The sequence below is a fragment of the Microbispora corallina genome (assembly GCF_016863035.1).
Classification (GTDB): domain Bacteria; phylum Actinomycetota; class Actinomycetes; order Streptosporangiales; family Streptosporangiaceae; genus Microbispora; species Microbispora corallina.
The window spans coordinates 233,516-250,199 of record NZ_BOOC01000002.1 but is presented as its reverse complement, the minus strand read 5'-3'; the positions used below and the strand labels follow the sequence as shown (position 1 = coordinate 250,199).

14 protein-coding genes are annotated in these 16,684 nt (G+C 74.3%); 4 read left to right on the top strand and 10 right to left on the bottom strand.

Features of this window, described 5'->3' with window-relative positions:
* Nucleotides 1-65 precede the first annotated feature (65 nt).
* The 6 genes from Mco01_RS03350 to Mco01_RS03325 all read right to left on the bottom strand — a co-directional run bounded on the left by Mco01_RS03350 (nucleotide 66) and on the right by Mco01_RS03325 (nucleotide 6,277).
* A complete protein-coding gene (locus Mco01_RS03350) occupies nucleotides 66-1,943 on the bottom strand; it encodes a S9 family peptidase (RefSeq protein ID WP_204055400.1) in 1,878 nt (625 codons plus the stop codon).
* Between the two features lie 91 nt (nucleotides 1,944-2,034).
* The gene (locus Mco01_RS03345; RefSeq protein ID WP_204055399.1) at nucleotides 2,035-2,784 is read right to left on the bottom strand and encodes a type 2 periplasmic-binding domain-containing protein; all 750 of its coding nucleotides are present in this window, start codon (nucleotides 2,782-2,784) and stop codon (nucleotides 2,035-2,037) included.
* A 170-nt stretch (nucleotides 2,785-2,954) separates the two neighbouring features.
* Nucleotides 2,955-3,827, bottom strand: a complete 873-nt coding sequence (locus tag Mco01_RS03340) for an amino acid ABC transporter permease (protein WP_204055398.1) — start codon at nucleotides 3,825-3,827, stop codon at nucleotides 2,955-2,957.
* Nucleotides 3,824-4,495 carry an amino acid ABC transporter permease gene (locus Mco01_RS03335; protein ID WP_204055397.1) on the bottom strand — a complete coding sequence of 224 codons (672 nt, stop codon included), beginning with the start codon at nucleotides 4,493-4,495 and terminating at the stop codon, nucleotides 3,824-3,826. The genes Mco01_RS03340 and Mco01_RS03335 overlap by 4 nt, the downstream gene beginning before the upstream one ends.
* 40 nt (nucleotides 4,496-4,535) lie before the next feature.
* Entirely contained in the window at nucleotides 4,536-5,369 is an 834-nt protein-coding gene (locus Mco01_RS03330; protein ID WP_239103303.1) for a glutamate ABC transporter substrate-binding protein, read from the bottom strand.
* 152 nt (nucleotides 5,370-5,521) lie between these two features.
* Nucleotides 5,522-6,277 carry an amino acid ABC transporter ATP-binding protein gene (locus Mco01_RS03325; protein ID WP_204055395.1) on the bottom strand — a complete coding sequence of 252 codons (756 nt, stop codon included), beginning with the start codon at nucleotides 6,275-6,277 and terminating at the stop codon, nucleotides 5,522-5,524.
* A 125-nt stretch (nucleotides 6,278-6,402) separates the two neighbouring features.
* On the opposite strand from Mco01_RS03325, the gene miaB reads away from it, so the two are divergent.
* Nucleotides 6,403-7,899, top strand: a complete 1,497-nt coding sequence (miaB, locus tag Mco01_RS03320) for a tRNA (N6-isopentenyl adenosine(37)-C2)-methylthiotransferase MiaB (RefSeq protein ID WP_204055394.1) — start codon at nucleotides 6,403-6,405, stop codon at nucleotides 7,897-7,899.
* An 82-nt stretch (nucleotides 7,900-7,981) separates the two neighbouring features.
* Here the strand turns inward: miaB and Mco01_RS03315 are convergent, their stop codons facing one another.
* The 4 genes from Mco01_RS03315 to Mco01_RS03300 all read right to left on the bottom strand — a co-directional run bounded on the left by Mco01_RS03315 (nucleotide 7,982) and on the right by Mco01_RS03300 (nucleotide 13,080).
* Complete coding sequence (locus Mco01_RS03315) at nucleotides 7,982-8,587, bottom strand: hypothetical protein (protein WP_204055393.1); 606 nt, start codon at nucleotides 8,585-8,587, stop codon at nucleotides 7,982-7,984.
* Between the two features lie 243 nt (nucleotides 8,588-8,830).
* Entirely contained in the window at nucleotides 8,831-10,396 is a 1,566-nt protein-coding gene (locus tag Mco01_RS03310; protein ID WP_204055392.1) for an MFS transporter, read from the bottom strand.
* Nucleotides 10,312-10,887, bottom strand: coding sequence for an ArsR/SmtB family transcription factor (locus Mco01_RS03305; protein WP_204055391.1), 576 nt, complete (start codon nucleotides 10,885-10,887; stop codon nucleotides 10,312-10,314). Before Mco01_RS03305 ends, Mco01_RS03310 begins: the two co-directional genes overlap by 85 nt.
* Nucleotides 10,888-10,911: 24 nt before the next feature.
* Nucleotides 10,912-13,080 (bottom strand): helix-turn-helix transcriptional regulator, encoded by a 2,169-nt coding sequence (locus tag Mco01_RS03300; protein ID WP_204055390.1) that lies wholly within the window; start codon nucleotides 13,078-13,080, stop codon nucleotides 10,912-10,914.
* A gap of 162 nt (nucleotides 13,081-13,242) precedes the next feature.
* Here Mco01_RS03300 and Mco01_RS03295 point away from each other — a divergent pair, with 162 nt between their 5' ends.
* From Mco01_RS03295 to Mco01_RS03285, 3 genes are read left to right on the top strand one after another with little or no spacing between them, the layout of a single operon-like run.
* Entirely contained in the window at nucleotides 13,243-14,034 is a 792-nt protein-coding gene (locus tag Mco01_RS03295; RefSeq protein ID WP_204055389.1) for a hypothetical protein, read from the top strand.
* 4 nt (nucleotides 14,035-14,038) lie between these two features.
* Nucleotides 14,039-15,157 (top strand): hypothetical protein, encoded by a 1,119-nt coding sequence (locus Mco01_RS03290; protein WP_204055388.1) that lies wholly within the window; start codon nucleotides 14,039-14,041, stop codon nucleotides 15,155-15,157.
* 46 nt (nucleotides 15,158-15,203) lie between these two features.
* Complete coding sequence (locus Mco01_RS03285; RefSeq protein WP_204055387.1) at nucleotides 15,204-16,133, top strand: ribonuclease Z; 930 nt, start codon at nucleotides 15,204-15,206, stop codon at nucleotides 16,131-16,133.
* The last annotated feature ends 551 nt before the right edge of the window (nucleotides 16,134-16,684 follow it).

The following is a 16,684-nucleotide window of genomic DNA, read 5'->3' as shown; positions in this document are numbered from 1 at the left end:
GTCTGTGCCGCGGGCGTGGCCCGCGTCCTGCGTCCCACCGGCCGGGCCCGCGGCGCGGCGGGAGGCTACTGGAACAGCTGCAGGTAGAAGGCGAGCTCGGCGGCGAGAGCGGCGGTCTTCGTCTCGACCCGCCGGAACGCGTGCCCCTCGCCCTCGAACGCCAGGTACGTGCACGGCACGCCCCGGGCCGACAGCCGGTCGGCGAACGCCTCGGCCTGGGCGGGCGGGACCACGGGGTCGGCGAGCCCCTGGAGCAGCAGCATCGGGCAGGAGATCCGGTCGGCCGCGGCCAGCGGCTCGCGGGAGCTGTACAGGGACTCGGTGCCGACCAGCCAGTCCACGTACCGCGACTCGAAGTCGTGCGTCACCGCCACGAGAGGCGCGAGCGCGCTGATCCCGGAGATCGACACCCCTCCGGCGAACACGTCCGACGCCGCGCAGGCGGCCATGACGGTCCAGCCGCCCGCGCTGGCACCCCGCACGGCGACGCGGCGGGGGTCGGCCAGCCCCTCCGCGACGAGCCATCCGGCGGCGGCGACCACGTCCTCGACGTCGGCCACGCCCCACTGGCCGCGCAGCCGCTCGCGGTAGGCGCGGCCGAACCCGGTGGACCCGCCGTAGTTCACGTCGATCACGCCGATGCCCCGGCTGGTGAAGAACGCCTTCTCCAGGCTCAGCTCGGTCGTCGCGTGTGCGGTCGGCCCGCCGTGCGCGAAGACGACGTACGGCGCGGGGCCCTCCGCCGGCGCCCCAGGCGCCCGCGGTGGGTACACGTACGCGTGGACCCGGCGGCCGAGCGCGCCCTCGATCTCGACGGCCCGGGGGACGGGCAGGTACCCGACGTCGGGAAGCTCCGGCACCTCACGCCGCAGCCCCTCGACCCGCCCGGTGACGACGTCGACCCGGACCAGCGACCGCGGCACGTCCGGGCCGTACCCGACGCCCACGAGCGTCGTCCCGTCCGTGTCGAGCGCGGTCAGCCAGCCCTCGTACGGCACGTCGAGGTCGGTGAGGGTGCCCGCCTCTGGGTCGAGGACGCCCAGGCGCAGGTCGCCCCGGCCGTGCAGGACCGCCAGCCGCCCGTCCTCCAGCACCGTGTACGGCCGGCCGCCGAGCTGCCACAGCGGCCCGGCGAACTCCTGCTCGGCGGGGAAGAGAGCCTGGGAGGCGGTGCCGAAGATCCCGATGTGGTAGAGGTTCCACCAGCCCGACCAGTCGGAGACCAGGTAGAGGTGGCGGTCGTCACGCCAGGACGGGGCGAGGACCGACTCCGACGTGCCGCCCTTGATCGTCCAGGACGCGCCGTCGGAGATCTTCGTGATCCGCACCTCGGAGCCCGTCCAGGGCATGCGGGGATGGTTCCAGCAGACGTACGCCACGTGCTCGCCGTCCGGCGAGACGGCGGGCGAGGCGTAGAAGTCGGCTCCGGACACCCGCTCGACGACCTCCCCGGCGAGGGAGACGGAGACGATCGACCGGCTCACCTTGCCGCCGTCGTGATGGCGTTCCTGCACGCACCACACCTGCGGGCCGTCCGGGCCCCGGTACGGCAGCAGGTCGGCGTAGCGCAGGCCGCAGGGGCGGTCGGGCTCGGGGGTGAGGGGCCGGGGCTCGGCGCCCGGCTCGGCGAGGTACAGCCGCTGGTCGGCGAAGTCGGCGAAGACGAGGCCGTGGCCGGGGATGACGACGTACGACCGCCCGCCGTACTCGTGCACCCGGCTCCGGGCGTCCCACGGCGCGGCGATCACCTCGCGCCGCACGCCGTCGGGGGCCCGGTGGACGACGGTCCGCCGGCCGCCCTCCGCGGGCCGGCTCTCCTCCCACCAGACCTCCTCGCCCAGGACGGTCGGGAAGCCCAGGTCCAGCCCCGAGCGCGCCACGTCCGCCGTGGAGATCGGCGAGGGCCACGGAGACCACGGCGTCGGGCCGTGCGTGGGGGACATGACGGCATCCTGCCCGAAGACCGCGTCCGCGCGGGGCCGATTCCCGCCAACGGACGCCGGAACCCAGGGGCCACCGGGCCGGGACGAGTGGTCAGCGGCCGGGGGCGGGACGGGTGAGCGGCGGCGGGACCGTGTACCGGGTGGCGAGCACGCCGAGATTGTCGATGACCGCCTGCTTCCAGGTGCCGTCGTCGAACATGTGCCGCAGCGCCTCGTCCACGCGGTCCCGCAGCCCGGCCGACCCGGCGCCGATGCCGTACCGCACGGTGGTGATCGGCTTGCCGGCGAACCGGAACCTGCCGGGGTACTGCGCCTCGATGCCGGCGAGGACGGGCGCGTCCGCCACGATCGCGTCGGTCCGCCCGTCGGCCAGCAGCGGGGCGCACGCGGCGGGGACGTTGGCCAGCGCGAGGAACGTGCCCTTCCACCTCTGCCCGAACCTCGACACCAGCCGCGCCGACGACTCCTGCGTGGCGCAGACCCGCTTGCGTGTCAGGTCCCGTACGCGGCCGATGGTGAGGTCGCCGGCGCGGACGAGGATCTCCGTGCTCGTCACGAGATAGGGGCCGGCGACGTACCGGCCGTGGGCCGGGTCGGCCCCGACGACGAGGTCGGCCTGGGACGGGTCGAGGGTGTAGCTGATCTCGTCGTCGCGGTAGCCGAGGTCGCGCGCCACGTACTGCGCGACCGCGATGTCGAAGCCGGTGAAGTCGCCGTCGGGCAGCCGGGTCACCAGGCCCGGCTGTCCCGGGCGCACGCCGATGACGACGCCGCCGTCGGCCCCGCATCCGGCGAGGACGGCGGTCGCCAGGCACGACACCAGGGCAACGGCACGCCACACGCGCTCAATATCGGGGCGGGGTACCGCCCCCCGCCACCAGCGACACGGCAAAGTTCCCTTGACCCGCCGCGCCGGCGCGGCACGTCGCCCCCGGCCCGGCACCTCGCCCCCCGGCCCGTACCGCGCGGCCCGGGTGGCGGAGCGCCCCCGTACGGCGCGGTGGGGCAGGGCTACGGCACGGCCGCCATCTCGCCCCCGGCGGCGACGCCGGGCGCGACCGGGGCCGCGGCCGACCTGCGCCCGCGCCTGCTGCGCCGTTCCAGCCAGGTGGCGAGGTAGCCGAGCGCGAGGTTGATCACGATGTAGACGGCCGCGATGACGATGACCGACGGGATCAGGTTGAAGAAGTTGGCCGGCACCACCCGGGCCCCGGCGTTCAGCAGGTCGGCGTAGGCGACGACGAACCCGAGCGCGGTGTCCTTCAGCAGCACGACGAGCTGGCCGACGATCGCCGGCATCATCGCGGTGACCGCCTGCGGCAGCAGGATCAGCCGCATGACCTGGTTCTTCCGCAGTCCCACGGCGTACCCTGCCTCGGCCTGCCCGCGGGGGACGGCCAGGATCCCGGCCCGGACGATCTCGGCCAGGACCGAGCCGTTGTACAGCATCAGCCCGAACACCACGGCCGTGAACTCGGTGACGATCAGCCCGGCGAGGCTCCCGCCGTACTGCGCGAAGAAGATCAGCATGAGCAGCGGGATGGCCCGGAAGAACTCGACCACCACGCCCGCCGGGATCCGGACCCACCAGTGGTCCGACAGCCGGGCGATGCCGAACACCGCTCCGAAGACCAGCGCGAGCACGGCCGCCACGGCCGCCGCGGACAGCGTGTTGCGCAGGCCGGGGAGGATCAGCTCGGTCCAGGTGTCGGCCTCCAGGAAGGGCCGCCACAGCTTGCCGGCCCATTGGCCCTTCTCGTCGAACTTGTTCCACACGACGTACGCGACGAGCAGCAGGACCACGCCGAAGACCAGCGTGAGCACGTTGTTGCGCAGCCGGGTCCGCGGGCCCGGCGCGTCGTACAGGACGCTCGCCCGGGTCATCGGGCCACCGCCACGCGCCGGGCCAGCCAGCCGAACAGCAGGCCGACGGGCAGGGTGAGCACGAGGAAGCCGACGGCGAACCCCAGGAAGATCGGGATGATGTCGGACCCGTGGGCGTCGAAGAGGTTCTTCATCCGCAGCGCCGCCTCGGCGACGCCGATGGCCGCGGCGACCGTGGTGTTCTTGGTCAGCGCGATCAGCAGGCTGCCGAGCGGCGCGACGACGGCCCGCACCGCCTGGGGGAGCACCACCAGGCGGAGCGTCTGCGGGAACGTCAGGCCGATCGACCGGGCGGCCTCCGCCTGTCCGATCGGCACCGTGTTGATGCCGGACCGGAGGACCTCGCAGACGAAGGCCGAGGTGTAGGCCGACAGCCCGATCGTGGACAGCCAGAAGTTGTCGACCGACAGGTCGTCGGCCGAGAACTGGACGTCCATCACCGTGCCGAGGCCGAGGCCGCAGAACACGATGACCAGGGTGAGGGGCGTGTTGCGCAGGATGTTCACGTACACCGTGCCCGCCCCCCTGAGCACGGGCAGGGGGCTGACGCGCATGGCGGCCAGCACGGTCCCCCAGACCAGCGAGATCACCCCGCTGACCACCGTGAGCTTCACCGTCAGCCAGAAGGCCTGCAGGATGACGGGAAGCTCATCGACGACGGCCTCCACCGCTTCCTCCTCTCCGTGGTCCGCGCGCTCGGCGACCGGGTCAGTACCGCTCGACGGAGGGCGGCGAGGAGAAGAACTTGCCGAACTCGCCGAGGTTGGCGTCGACGGCCTTGCGCCAGGTGCCGTCCTTGAACATCGCCTCGATGGCGTTGTTCACCGCGTCGCGGCCCGCCTTGTCGTCCTGCTTCAGCCCGATGCCGTACTTCTCGGTGGAGAACGGCTTGCCGATCAGCTTGAACTGGCCGGGGAACTGCGTGGCGAACCCGGCGAGGATCGTCGCGTCCGTGGAGATGGCGTCGACCTGCTTGTTCTGCAGCAGCGGCAGGCAGGCGCCGTACCCCTGCTGCTGGGTGAGGTTCTTGGACTCCCACTCGGCGCCGAACTTGTCGGCGAGCCGCTTGGGGGACGACGAGCCCTGGGCGCCGCAGACCTTCTTGTCCTTCAGCGACTCGACGTCCGCGATCGAGGAGTCGTCGGCCCGGACGAGGATGTCCTGCCCGGTCACCAGGTACGGGCCGGCGAACGAGATCTTCTTCTTCCGCTCGTCGGTGATCGAGTACGTCGCCACGACCATGTCGACCTGGCCCTGCTGGATGAACGGCTCCCGGTTGGCCGACTGGGCCTCCTTGAACGTGATGCCGCTCTCCGGGACGCCGAGGGCCTTGGCCACGTAACGGGCGACGTCCACGTCGAACCCGGCGTACGTGCCGTCGGGCTTCTTCAGCCCCCATCCGGGCTGGTCGATCTTGATGCCGACGACCAGTTTCTTGTCGTTCTTCGCCTTGTCGACGATCGAGGTCGCTCCCGAGCTGGCGCACGCCGTGAGGCTCGTGGCCAGGACCGCGAGCGCGAGCATGCCGGCGCCGATTCGCATCTGCGTCACCTTTCGCTTCATGGGCTGGGGATCGTGAGCGGGGTCGCTGCGTGTGCTGAGAGGTGCTGCGGGTGTCAGGGGAAAGGGGGAACGCCGGGGGACCGTGCGCGGGCGTCGCGGCGGGGACCGCGGGCCGCGGGCCACGGCCCCGGTCAGTGCGAGAGGATCTTGGAGAGGAAGTCCCTGGCCCGCTCGCTGGCGGGCCGGGTGAAGAACTCGGCGGGCACGCCCTCCTCGACGATCTGGCCGTCCGCCATGAAGACGACCCGGTCGGCCGCCCGCCGGGCGAAGCCCATCTCGTGGGTGACCACCATCATCGTCATCCCGTCGCGGGCCAGGCCGGTCATCACGTCGAGGACCTCCTGGACCATCTCGGGGTCGAGGGCCGACGTGGGCTCGTCGAAAAGGATCATCTTGGGGTCCATCGCCAGGGCGCGGGCGATGGCCACCCGCTGCTGCTGGCCTCCGGACAGCTGGGCGGGGTGCTTGCCGGCCTGGGAGGCGATGCCGACGCGTTCGAGCAGTTCCATGCCCCGCCGCTCGGCCTGCTGCCGGGGGACCTTCCGCACCCTCGTCGGGCCGAGGGTGACGTTCTCCAGGATCGTCTTGTGCGAGAACAGGTTGAACGACTGGAACACCATCCCGACCTCGGACCGGAGGCGGGCCAGGGCCCGTCCCTCCGCCGGAAGCTCGCGGCCGTCGAAGGTGATCGTGCCGGAGTCGATGGTCTCCAGCCTGTTGACGACTCGGCACAGCGTGGACTTGCCGCCGCCCGACGGGCCGATGACGACGACGACCTCTCCCCGTCCCACGCTCAGGTCGACGTCCTTGAGCACGTGCAACGGGCCGAAATGCTTGTTGACCCCCTCGAGCCTGACTAGCGGGGCGGATCCACCGGTATCCGTCATGGTCAACAACGTAGGTCGGTCAATATCGCCAAGTCACTAATCTCCCGGTACCGATACCATCACGGCCCGCTTCCGCGTCCGGTCCGTACAGGCGGGGGCGGGGGAGCGCCTACGCTTGTAGTGCCATGACTGCGACCACTCAGGGCGCCGAGGACGCGACCCGGACCTACGAGGTGCGGACCTACGGCTGCCAGATGAACGTGCACGACTCCGAGCGGCTGTCCGGGCTGCTGGAGGACGCCGGATACGTCCCTGCCCCCGAGGGGGAGACGGCCGATGTCGTCGTGTTCAACACCTGCGCCGTCCGCGAGAACGCGGACAACCGGTTGTACGGCAACCTGGGTCACCTCCGTCCGATCAAGACGGCCCGCGAGGGGATGCAGATCGCGGTCGGCGGCTGCCTGGCGCAGAAGGACCAGGGCGAGATCGTCCGGCGGGCCCCCTGGGTGGACGTCGTGTTCGGCACCCACAACATCGGCTCGCTGCCGGTGCTGCTGGAGCGGGCCAGGATCGCGCAGGAGGCCCAGGTCGAGATCAAGGACTCCCTGGAGACCTTCCCCTCGACGCTGCCCAGCAAGCGCGAGTCGGCCTACGCCGCCTGGGTGGCCATCTCGGTCGGGTGCAACAACACCTGCACGTTCTGCATCGTGCCGTCGCTGCGCGGCAAGGAGAAGGACCGCCGTCCCGGCGACATCCTGAACGAGGTCCGCACGCTCGTCGACCAGGGCGTGCTGGAGATCACGCTCCTCGGCCAGAACGTCAACACGTACGGCGTGGAGTTCGGTGACCGGCTGGCGTTCGGCAAGCTGCTGAGGGCCTGCGGCGACGTCGAGGGCCTGGAGCGGGTCCGCTTCACCTCGCCGCACCCCGCGGCCTTCACCGACGACGTGATCGCGGCCATGGCCGAGACCCCGAACGTCATGCACCAGCTCCACATGCCGCTGCAGTCCGGGTCGGACCGGGTGCTCAAGGCCATGCGCCGGTCGTACCGGTCCGAGCGCTACCTCGGCATCATCGAGCGGGTCCGCGCCGCCATGCCGGACGCCGCGATCTCCACCGACATCATCGTGGGCTTCCCCGGTGAGACCGAGGACGACTTCCAGCAGACCCTGGAGGTCGTGCGGCAGGCCCGGTTCGCCAACGCCTTCACGTTCCAGTACTCCATCCGCCCCGGCACCCCCGCCGCCACCATGGACGGCCAGGTGCCGAAGGAGGTCGTCCAGGAGCGGTACGAGCGGCTGGTCGCCCTCCAGGAGGAGATCTCCTGGGAGGAGAACAAGGCGCAGGTCGGCCGCACGCTGGAGGTGCTGGTCGCCGAGGGCGAGGGCCGCAAGGACGGCGCGACCCACCGGCTGTCGGGCCGCGCCGCCGACAACCGGCTCGTCCACCTGGCCGCCGCAGACGCCCGCCCCGGGGACATGGTCACCGTCGAGGTGACCTACGCCGCGCCGCACCATCTGGTCGCCGACCAGGTCCTGTCGGTACGGCGGACCCGCGCCGGCGACGCGTGGGAGTCGCGGCAGGGCGCGCCCGCGCAGGGGACGGCCGTCAGCCTCGGCATGCCGGGCATCGGCCGCCCGGCCCCGCTTCCGGCCCAGCCGTCCGCCTGCTCCGCCGTCTGACGCCCCCGTCTGACGTCTCCTGTCCGCCTGCTCCGCCGCCTGCTCCGCCGCCTGGCGTCCCGCCGGCCCGTGACCGGCTCGGTCAGCCGCCCATGAGCTGGTCGAGCATCTGGTAGCAGTAGTCCCTGCGCGGGTCGCCGATGGCGTACCGGGCGCAGGGGTCGGCGATCCGCGCGGGCGGCGCGGTGGCCTGCTCCGGCAGGTCCGGCGGCGGCGCGGGGGCCCCCTCCCGCTTCGCCGTACGGTCCGGGGGTGCGCCGGCCGCCGGGTCGTCGGCGGCGAGCGTGGAGTCCTCCGCGGGCGGCGTCTGATCGGTGAGCGGACGGGGCCGCGCCCGATGCGCCGCCGGGGACCGGCGCGCCTTCGGGGTGCCCCCGCCCCTCAGCGAGGAGTGCCCGCGCGGAGCCGTCACGCCCGTGTGATCGTCACGGCCGATGACCGGGATCGGCGTGGGGACGGCCCGTGCCGACGGGGCGGGGGAGACCGCCGGAGTCGGCCGGGCGGTGCCGCCGTGGGCCGGGGTGGCGGTCCTGCGCGTGTCCTGGCGGGTCGGTGAGGGCCGCGGAGCGGCCGTCGCGTCCTCCCCCAGGACGCCGAGGGACGGGCTGTGCGGGCCGGCCGAAACCGTGACGGCCGCGGGGGACCGGTCTCCGGAGACGACGGCCAGGACGATGCCGAGACCCGCCACGGCGACGACTCCGGCGACTCCCGCGATGGCCAGAAATGGTCGGCCCTGCCTGCGGTGCCGAGCTGTTGGTGAGAAGTCCGGCAATGTAGTGATTCTTCCGTGAGGATTCCCCGTGATATTCCTCAATCAGTGTGCACGGACGGCCTTCCCTGCGGATTCGATTTCCCCTATTTCCCCGGTGCGGCAAAAGAGGCGTTCTGAGCGGGCAGGGCATTACTTAAAAGCAAATTATGGGATTTGGCGTTATTCGGATGACGCGAATTGCCGGGGCTCGTCCTCGGGGCGAACGGGCAGGTCCGGGCGGCGGTGCAGGGGGCCGATGAGCAGGATCAGACCGAAGACGGCCAGGAGACCCGTCGTGATCCACATCGTGGGGCGGACGCCCAGGGCGGCCCCGAGCGCGCCGGCCGCGAGTGCGCCCACCGGGATCGTGCCGTAGTTGAGGAACTGCATCGAGACGATGACGCGGCCGAGCAGGTGCGAGGGCACATACGCCTGCCGGAAGCTGCCTTTGATCACGTTTCCCGCGGTGACGCCCGCGATGACCACGGCGCCCCCGGCCACCGCGAAGGACAGCCTCCATCCCGGTCCCGCGAGGGGGATCAGCAGCCCGAACGGAGCCGTGCCGAGCTGGCACAGCAGCAGGCCGCGGGCCGTGCCGAACCGGCGCGTCACCCGGGTCGCGCCGAACGCCCCGATCACGCCCCCGGCGCTCATGCCCGCGATCAGGAAGCCGACGGCGCCCGGGCTCACGCCGACGACGCGGACGAGGAACACGACGAGGACGCTCTGGTAGCCGGTGAGCGCGAGGTTGCCCGTCGCCCCGACGGCCGTGAGCACGCGGAGGTAGGGGTCCGCGGCGACGAACCTCAGCCCGTCTGCGATCTCCCGCCGCAGGCCGGTCCGGTCGGCGCGCGGGCGCGGCGCCTCCGCCGTACGGATCCGGGTCAGGAGGACCGCGGAGACCAGGAAGCTGGCCGCGTCCGCGAGCACGCCCGCCACCGCCGACGCGGCCTGCGCGAGCAGCCCGGCCACACCCGGGCCCGCGATGTTCGCGGCCGACTCGCCGCCCACCAGGCGCGCGTTGCCGCGGGCCAGTTCGTCCGCGGGCAGCAGACCGGGGAGGTACGCATAGGAGGCCGTCTGGAAGAACACGGCCGAGATCCCCGACAGGAAGGCCACGACCAGCAGGTGCCCGATGGCGAGGACGCCGCACCACGCCGCCACCGGGACGCTCAGGAAGAGCGCGCACGAGACGGCGTCGCAGGCGAGCATGACCGGCCTCCGGGGGAGCCGGTCGACCCACGCCCCCGCCGGCAGGCCGATGAGCAGCCACGGCAGCCAGGAGGCGGCCGCGAGCATCCCGGCCTCCAGAGGTCCCGCGCCCAGCGTCGCGACCGCCACCAGGGGCAGCGCGACCGCGCTCACCGAGCTGCCGAGCCTGCTGGTCGTCTGGCCGATCCACAGCAGCCGGAAGTCCCGTGGCAGACCCCCGCCCCACCCCGGCCGGCGAGGCGAGACCCTGCCCTCTCCGGGACGCCGCGGCGGGGCCGTGCCGTCTCCGGCGGGTTGCCGGGTCGCCGGGCCGCCCGGATCAGCGGACGGGCACCGCCTCGGAGCTCCGGTCGGGGAGCCGGCCGCGGCGGCGGTGTGAGGGCTCCCCGGCGCGCCGCTGTCAGGGCTCCCGGCCGCGCGGGAGTCTCCGGCCCCGGCGGTTCGCGGGTTCACGGCTGGGCCGGCACGCCGTGGGCGAAGACGAACACGGGCTCGCGCCGCTGCCCGTCGTCCGGCGCCTCGCGCGTGGCCCATCTGTCGAGCAGGGCGATGACCTCCTGTGCGAGCTCCGCCAGCTCGCCCGGCGTCAGCCGCAGCCATTTGTCGGTCGAGAAGGGGCCGCCCTCCCAGGCGTCCCGGTCGGTCTCGGGGGCGGCGTACCAGGCCCGGACCGTGTTCATGTGGTAGTCGAGGTTCAGCGACTCGGCAGCCGCGGCGACCGCCAGCGCGGCGGGGTCGTCGGCGAAGTCCCGGGTCGACCAGCGCAGCCCCGGCGACACCAGCCGCCACCAGCGCTCCCGCCGGTCGCGCGCCAGCTCCGGCGCCTCCTCGATCAGGTCGCACGCCCCCAGGACGCGCAGGTGGTGGCTCACGTTCGCCACGGCCTGGCCGGTGCGCTCGGCCAGGACGCTCGCCGTCGACGGGCCGTCGACCTTGAGGATGTCCATCAGCCGCCGTCGCAGCGGGTGGGACAGCGCCGCCAGCACCCGCGAGTCCGTGACCTGACGGATCTCTTTGTTCGCCATGCCCTCAGTCTTGCTCAGCAACGACTATTGCGCAATGTCTCTTGCGCAATAGTCGTTGTGCGAGGCGAGGCTCAGGAGCGTGCCGAGGGAGGCGCGGTCGCTCGTGCCGAAGCGCTCGTAGGCACGGCACAGCTGGTTGGCGACCGTGCGGATCGACAGGCCGAGCAGGCGGGCGATCTCCCGGTTGGTGAGCCCGGCGGCGGCGAGCCCGGCGATCTGCCGCTGCCGCGGCGTGAGGCCGGGGGTCGCGAGGTCGACCAGGACAGGTGTGCGTGCCCCCTGGCAGGCCCGGGCCAGGGTCGCGGCGTACGCCAGCGAGGCGCCGGCCGCTCGCCCGCCGGGGTGGGCCTGCGCCGCGTGCCCCGCGGCCTCGGCGGCATGGAGCAGCAGGCCCAGGTCGGCCAGCCGCCGCGCGGCCTTGTCCAGCGCCGCCGCGTCCCCGTCCGCCATCGCCGCCGCGTGCTCGGCCAGGACAGGGGCGAGGTCGCCCCGCACGGTGTCGGCCAGTAGCGCCAGCCGCCCGGCCACCAGGTCCGGCGCCCCGAAACGGGCGACGTCGTGCAGCGCGAACAGATCGCCGGAGCCGGCCGTGGCGGGCCCCTCCGCGGCCTGGGCCACCGGCCCGCCGAGGGCGGCCCGGGGACGAGGTACCCCGGTGTGCGCGGCCTCCGCCCTGGACCCTGAGCCGCCGGGCTGGGCGCCGCGCAGGTTCGCCTCCGGGCCGGGGCGCCCCTGCGCGGCCTCCAGCGCGGACCGGCGGGCGCCGGCGAGGTCGCCCCTGGCGGCCAGGACCCAGGCGCGGGCGGAGGGGTCGTCACCACATCGGGCCAGAGCGTCCTCCGCCGCCCGCACGTCGCCCAGGTGGGCGGACGCGCACGCGAGCTCGGCGAGACTGGGCCGATGCGCCGGCGAACGCCGCACCCCCTCGCCGCTCCACGCCACCGCCTCGCGGAGCTCGCCGCGGAGCCGGGCCAGCCAGGCGCGGCGGGCGCAGAAGTCCGCCATCAGGGGCTCGTCCCACCCCGCGTCGTCCTCGGCGAGCCGTTCCCCCACCCCGGGCGTGATCTGCGGGATCTGCCCGGCGTACACCAGCGTCGTGATCCGGGCGGTCTGGGCCGCCAGCGCCGGGCCGGGTGACAGGTCCCGGCCGCCGCCCGGGCACGCGGGGGCGCGGGACGGTCCCGCCCCGGTCTCGCCGTCCGCTGTCGGGCGCGCACCGGTCTCGGCGTGCGCCGCCGACCGCGCCTCGGTCTCGCCGTCCGCTGTCGGCCGTGCCCTCGTCTCGGCGTCCGCCGCCGGGCGGGCCCCGGCCGTACGGGCGAGGCGGCGGGCGCGCAACGCCCCGACCCCGGCGCGGAGGACGGGGCCGAGCAGCGGGTGGGCCAGCCGTACCCGCAGGTCGTCGTCGCAGAGGAGGAGGCCGCGTGCCTCCAGCCGTTCCAGCACGGCCACGGACGGGCCCGCCGCGCCGGCCGCCGGGGCGGGCGACGTGGGCAGGGAGAGCGGTTCGGCGAAGGCGACGAGTTCGAGCGCCTCCCGCTCCGCCTCGCCGACGTCCCCGATCATGGCGGTCACGAGTTCCCGCAGGACGCCCGTCACCGGCACCTCGCCCCGCCACCGCCACACGCTCCCGACCCGCTCCAGGCCGCCGTCCTCCCGTACGGCGGCGACGAGCTCGCGCAGCAGCCGCGGGTTCCCGCCGCTGAGCCGGTGGAGCCGCCGTACGGTGAGGTCCTCCACGTGCGCGCCGAGGGCGGACGCGAGGACGTCGCCCGTCTCCTGAGCGGACAGCGGGCCGAGGTCGAGGCGGGGCAGGACGTGCCGCCGCCACAGACCGGCCACCGCCTCGGGGGCCGCCTCGTCCGACCGGACCGTCACGAGCAGCCGGGTGCGCCGCTGCGCGGCCAGGTGGTGCACGAGGGCCGCGGACGCCTCGTCCAGCAGGTGGGCGTCGTCGACGACGAGCACGCGGGCGGGCCGCATCGCCTCGACGGCCCGGCTCAGGGAGTCCGCCGCCGTCCCCGGGAGCAGGTGGGCGAACGCGCCGAAGCGCAGCGACCGGCCCTCAGGGGTACCGGTCACCCAGGCGTGCGGGAGGCGGCGGACGGCCTCGGCCGCCAGACGGCTCCTCCCCGTCCCCGCCGCACCCGCGACGACGGCCCCACGTCGCCCGCCGCGGAGGCCGTCGCGCACCAGAACGAGCTCCTCCGGCCGCCCGCCGAACGGCCACCCTCCCCGTGGTTCCTCCATGCCCCTAAGGAGTTTCGAGGTCCGCGTCTGATACGCCCGGAGCGCGGGGTTTTTGAGTACGGGGGTACTCATGCCGTCCCGTCTCCCCGGCGTCACGATCGCCGCATGGGATCGACGCGGACGCGTGTGAACGCCGTGCTGCTCGTCGCGGCTCTCGCCTGGGCCGCCCTTCTCGGCTGCGATCCGAGCGAGGAGGACGCGGACGGCGGGGCCTCGACACCCGTCGCCGCGATGAGCTCGCCCGCCATCGCCGGCGGCGAGCAGGGTTCGGGGGGTGACTCCTCGTCCGGCGGGGGTCAGGGCGGGGGCGCGGGCGGTGGCGGGGGAGGGCGGCCCGGCCGCTACACGCTCACCTCCGGGCCGACACTCGACGGCGACTTCAGCGCGCCGCAGGGAAACTCGCCGGGGACGCTGTGCCTGACCCTGTCCGCCCAGAGCCTGGGGACGGCCCGGGTGGCGCGGCTGCACCTCGCCGAGGACGTTCCGGGGGTCTTCACGCTCGGATCGGGGGCGGTCCTGTGCCCCGCGCCGGCTCCGGTCGCCTCGCCGTGCGAGGGGTCCGTGCTCGCGCCCGGCGGGCCGGTGTGCCTGCTCATGTTCTACGGCCGGGGGGACGCGGACTCGGCGGCCCGGCTCGAGGTGACGCTGGAGCAGCGGTGCACCGGCCGGGACACCCCGGCGTGCGAGAGCCTCCCCGACGAGGCGCACCCGTCGGAGTCGGATCCGGTGACCGTCACGTGGCAGTACAGCGTGCCGCTCTACTACTGCGCGGGCGGGTACACGCCGGGCGTCCTCAGCGAACCCTGCGACACGGCGGCCACGCCGCCTCCGTCCACCGATCCCGGGGTGACGGACCCGGCGATCGCGCCCACCCCCACCGGCTCCGACGTAGGCTGAGCCGGTGGCGGAGGACGAGCCCGGCACGCGGCCCGGAGGCGTGGCTTCGCCGAGGACGGCTCTCGACGTCGAGCACGCGGATGGCCGTGAGGCCGAGCGAGTGGGCGGGCGCGGGGGTGCCTCTAACGGTGAGCGTGCGGGGGGCCGCGAAGGCGGGCGTGCGGGGGACCACGAGCACGCGGGTGGCCGTGACGACGAGGGCGGCGCCCAGCCGAGCCCCCTGGAACGCAGGCTGGCGTCCTTCGCCCAGGCCGTGGGCATCGGGGCGGTCCCGCCCAGCATCGCCGTCGGCCTGCTCTTCTACTTCGGCTACGTGGCCGGTCGCCGCCGGTTCGCGGAGTTCGGCCTCGACCTGGACCTCCTCGACCTGTCCACACGGGCCGTCCTCCTCTACGGCTCGGAGGCCCTGTGGTTCCCCCTGGCCGCGCTGTTCCTCGCGACCCTGCTCGGGTTGTGGGGGCACGTCGAACTCGCCCGGCTCGTACGGCGCGAGCGGGCGGCCCCCGCCGGGCGGGGACGCGTCCTCACGGTGGCCGGATGGGCCCTGCTGGCCGCCGGGCTCGTCCTGGTGGCCCGGGGCGCGCTCGGGACGCTCGTCCCCGACGTCGCGGCCACCGAGACCCCCGGCACCAGCCCCGTCTGCCTCGGCGCCGGCGCCCTGGTGGCCGCGTACGGCCGGTGGCTCGTCACCTGGCGGCGCGCCCATCGGCAGCGGCTCCTGGAGCGGGCGGCGGCGGTCGCCGTGGTCTCGCTGGCGGTCGCGAGCCTGTTCTGGGCCAGCGCGAGCTACGCGGTGGCGTACGGGAGGGGCCGCGCCGCCGACTTCGTGGCCGGGCTGGCCGCCCGTCCCGAGGTCGTGCTGGACACCACCGAGCCCCTCGACCTCGGCCCGGAGTTCGCCGGGGTGACGGAGACGCGGCTGCCGCCGGCCAAGGGCCGCCGCCACCTCTACCGCTACCGGCACCTGCGGCTGCTGACGGAGTCGGGCGGCCGGCTGTTCCTGATCCCCGCCGACTGGCCCACCGGCCCCCGCTGGCCCCGCGTCTGGCGCGGCGGCGGCACGCTCGTCATCCCGTACGACGCCGGGAGCCGGATCCGGCTCCTGCCGTACGACGGCCCCTGAACCCCGGCACGGGCGGCCGGGGCCGCGCGTGCCTAGCATCTGCGATGTGTCCCTTCGCGAACTCGTCGTCCTCGGCACATCGAGCGCGGTGCCCACGAGGCGCCGCAACCACAACGGCTACCTGCTCCTGTGGGACGGCGAGGGGTTCCTGTTCGACCCGGGCGAGGGGACGCAGCGGCAGATGCTGCACGCGGGTGTGAGCGCCCACGACCTCACCTGGATCTGCGTCACCCACTTCCACGGCGACCACTGCCTGGGCGTCCCCGGGGTCGTCCAGCGGATCGCCCGCGACAGGGTGACGCACGAGGTGCGCGCCGTCTTCCCCGCCGTGGGCGAGGCCTACTGGGAGCGGCTGCGCCACGCCACCTCCTTCGGCGACACGTCGGTGATCACGCCGCTCCCGGTCGCCGGAGAGTCCGCGCGGCTGCCCGCGGGCCCGGTCGCGCTCACCGCGCGCCGCCTGTCGCACTCCATCGAGTCGTACGGCTATCGCCTCGACGAGCCCGCGGGACGCCGCATGCTGCCCGCCGAGCTGGCCCGGCGCGGGGTGCGCGGACCGGCCGTCGGCGTGCTCCAGCGGGACGGCGCGGTCACCCTCGACGACGGCTCGGTGGTGCGGCTGGAGGACTGCAGCGCGCCCCGGCCGGGCCAGAGCGCCGCGTTCGTGATGGACACCCGGCTGTGCGACGCGGTCTTCGCGCTGGCCGACGGCGTGGACCTGCTCGTCATCGAGTCGACGTTCCTGTCGGAGGAGGCCGCGCTGGCGGCCGAGTACGGCCACCTGACTGCCGCCCAGGCGGGGCGGGTGGCGGCGGCCTGCGGCGTGCGCAGGCTGGTGCTGACGCACTTCTCCGAGCGCTACACGTTCGCCGACGAGCCCCGTTTCGCCGAGGAGGTCCGCAAGGCGTACGACGGGGACGTCGTCCTGGCCCGCGACCTCATGCGTGTCCCGGTGCCGAAACGGGCGAGCAGGTAGATCTTTCGTGGAGGCGCCGGGCGGCATCCGTTCCGGCGGGCGCGGCGGGGTGGGCGCGGAGGCGGGGGCGGCGCGGCGCGCGGCGGCCCAACGGCACGCTCGGACAGCGGCCGGCCACGAGAAGGGAGATCCCGCCCACGGAGGCCGTGGGTGTCCTCGGCCGGTAGGGGGATGCTGAGAGGGAGGTCACTGCAAGGCAGGCATCATGAGGCAGCGGGGCCGGGTGCCATGGTGGACGGACGGCGCGGCCGGCGCGCTCTGCGTCGCGCTCCTCGTCGTCCCGCTCGGCGCCCGGGACGTATCGACGGCCCAGGCCGTGTGGCCGGCCGTGCCGTGGGTCGCTCCTGTCGCGCCGTCGGCCGCGCCGTCGGTGGCGGTGAGCGCCCAGCCCGCCGGAGGTCACGGCGGGCACGGAGGTCACGGCCACGGCGGAGGCCACGGAGGTCACGGCGGAGGTCACGGCGGAGGCCACGGCGGTCACGGCGGCGGCCACGCCGAGGGCCGCGGCGGGCACGGTGGCGGCCACGCGGGCGGCCCCGTGGCGGCCCGGG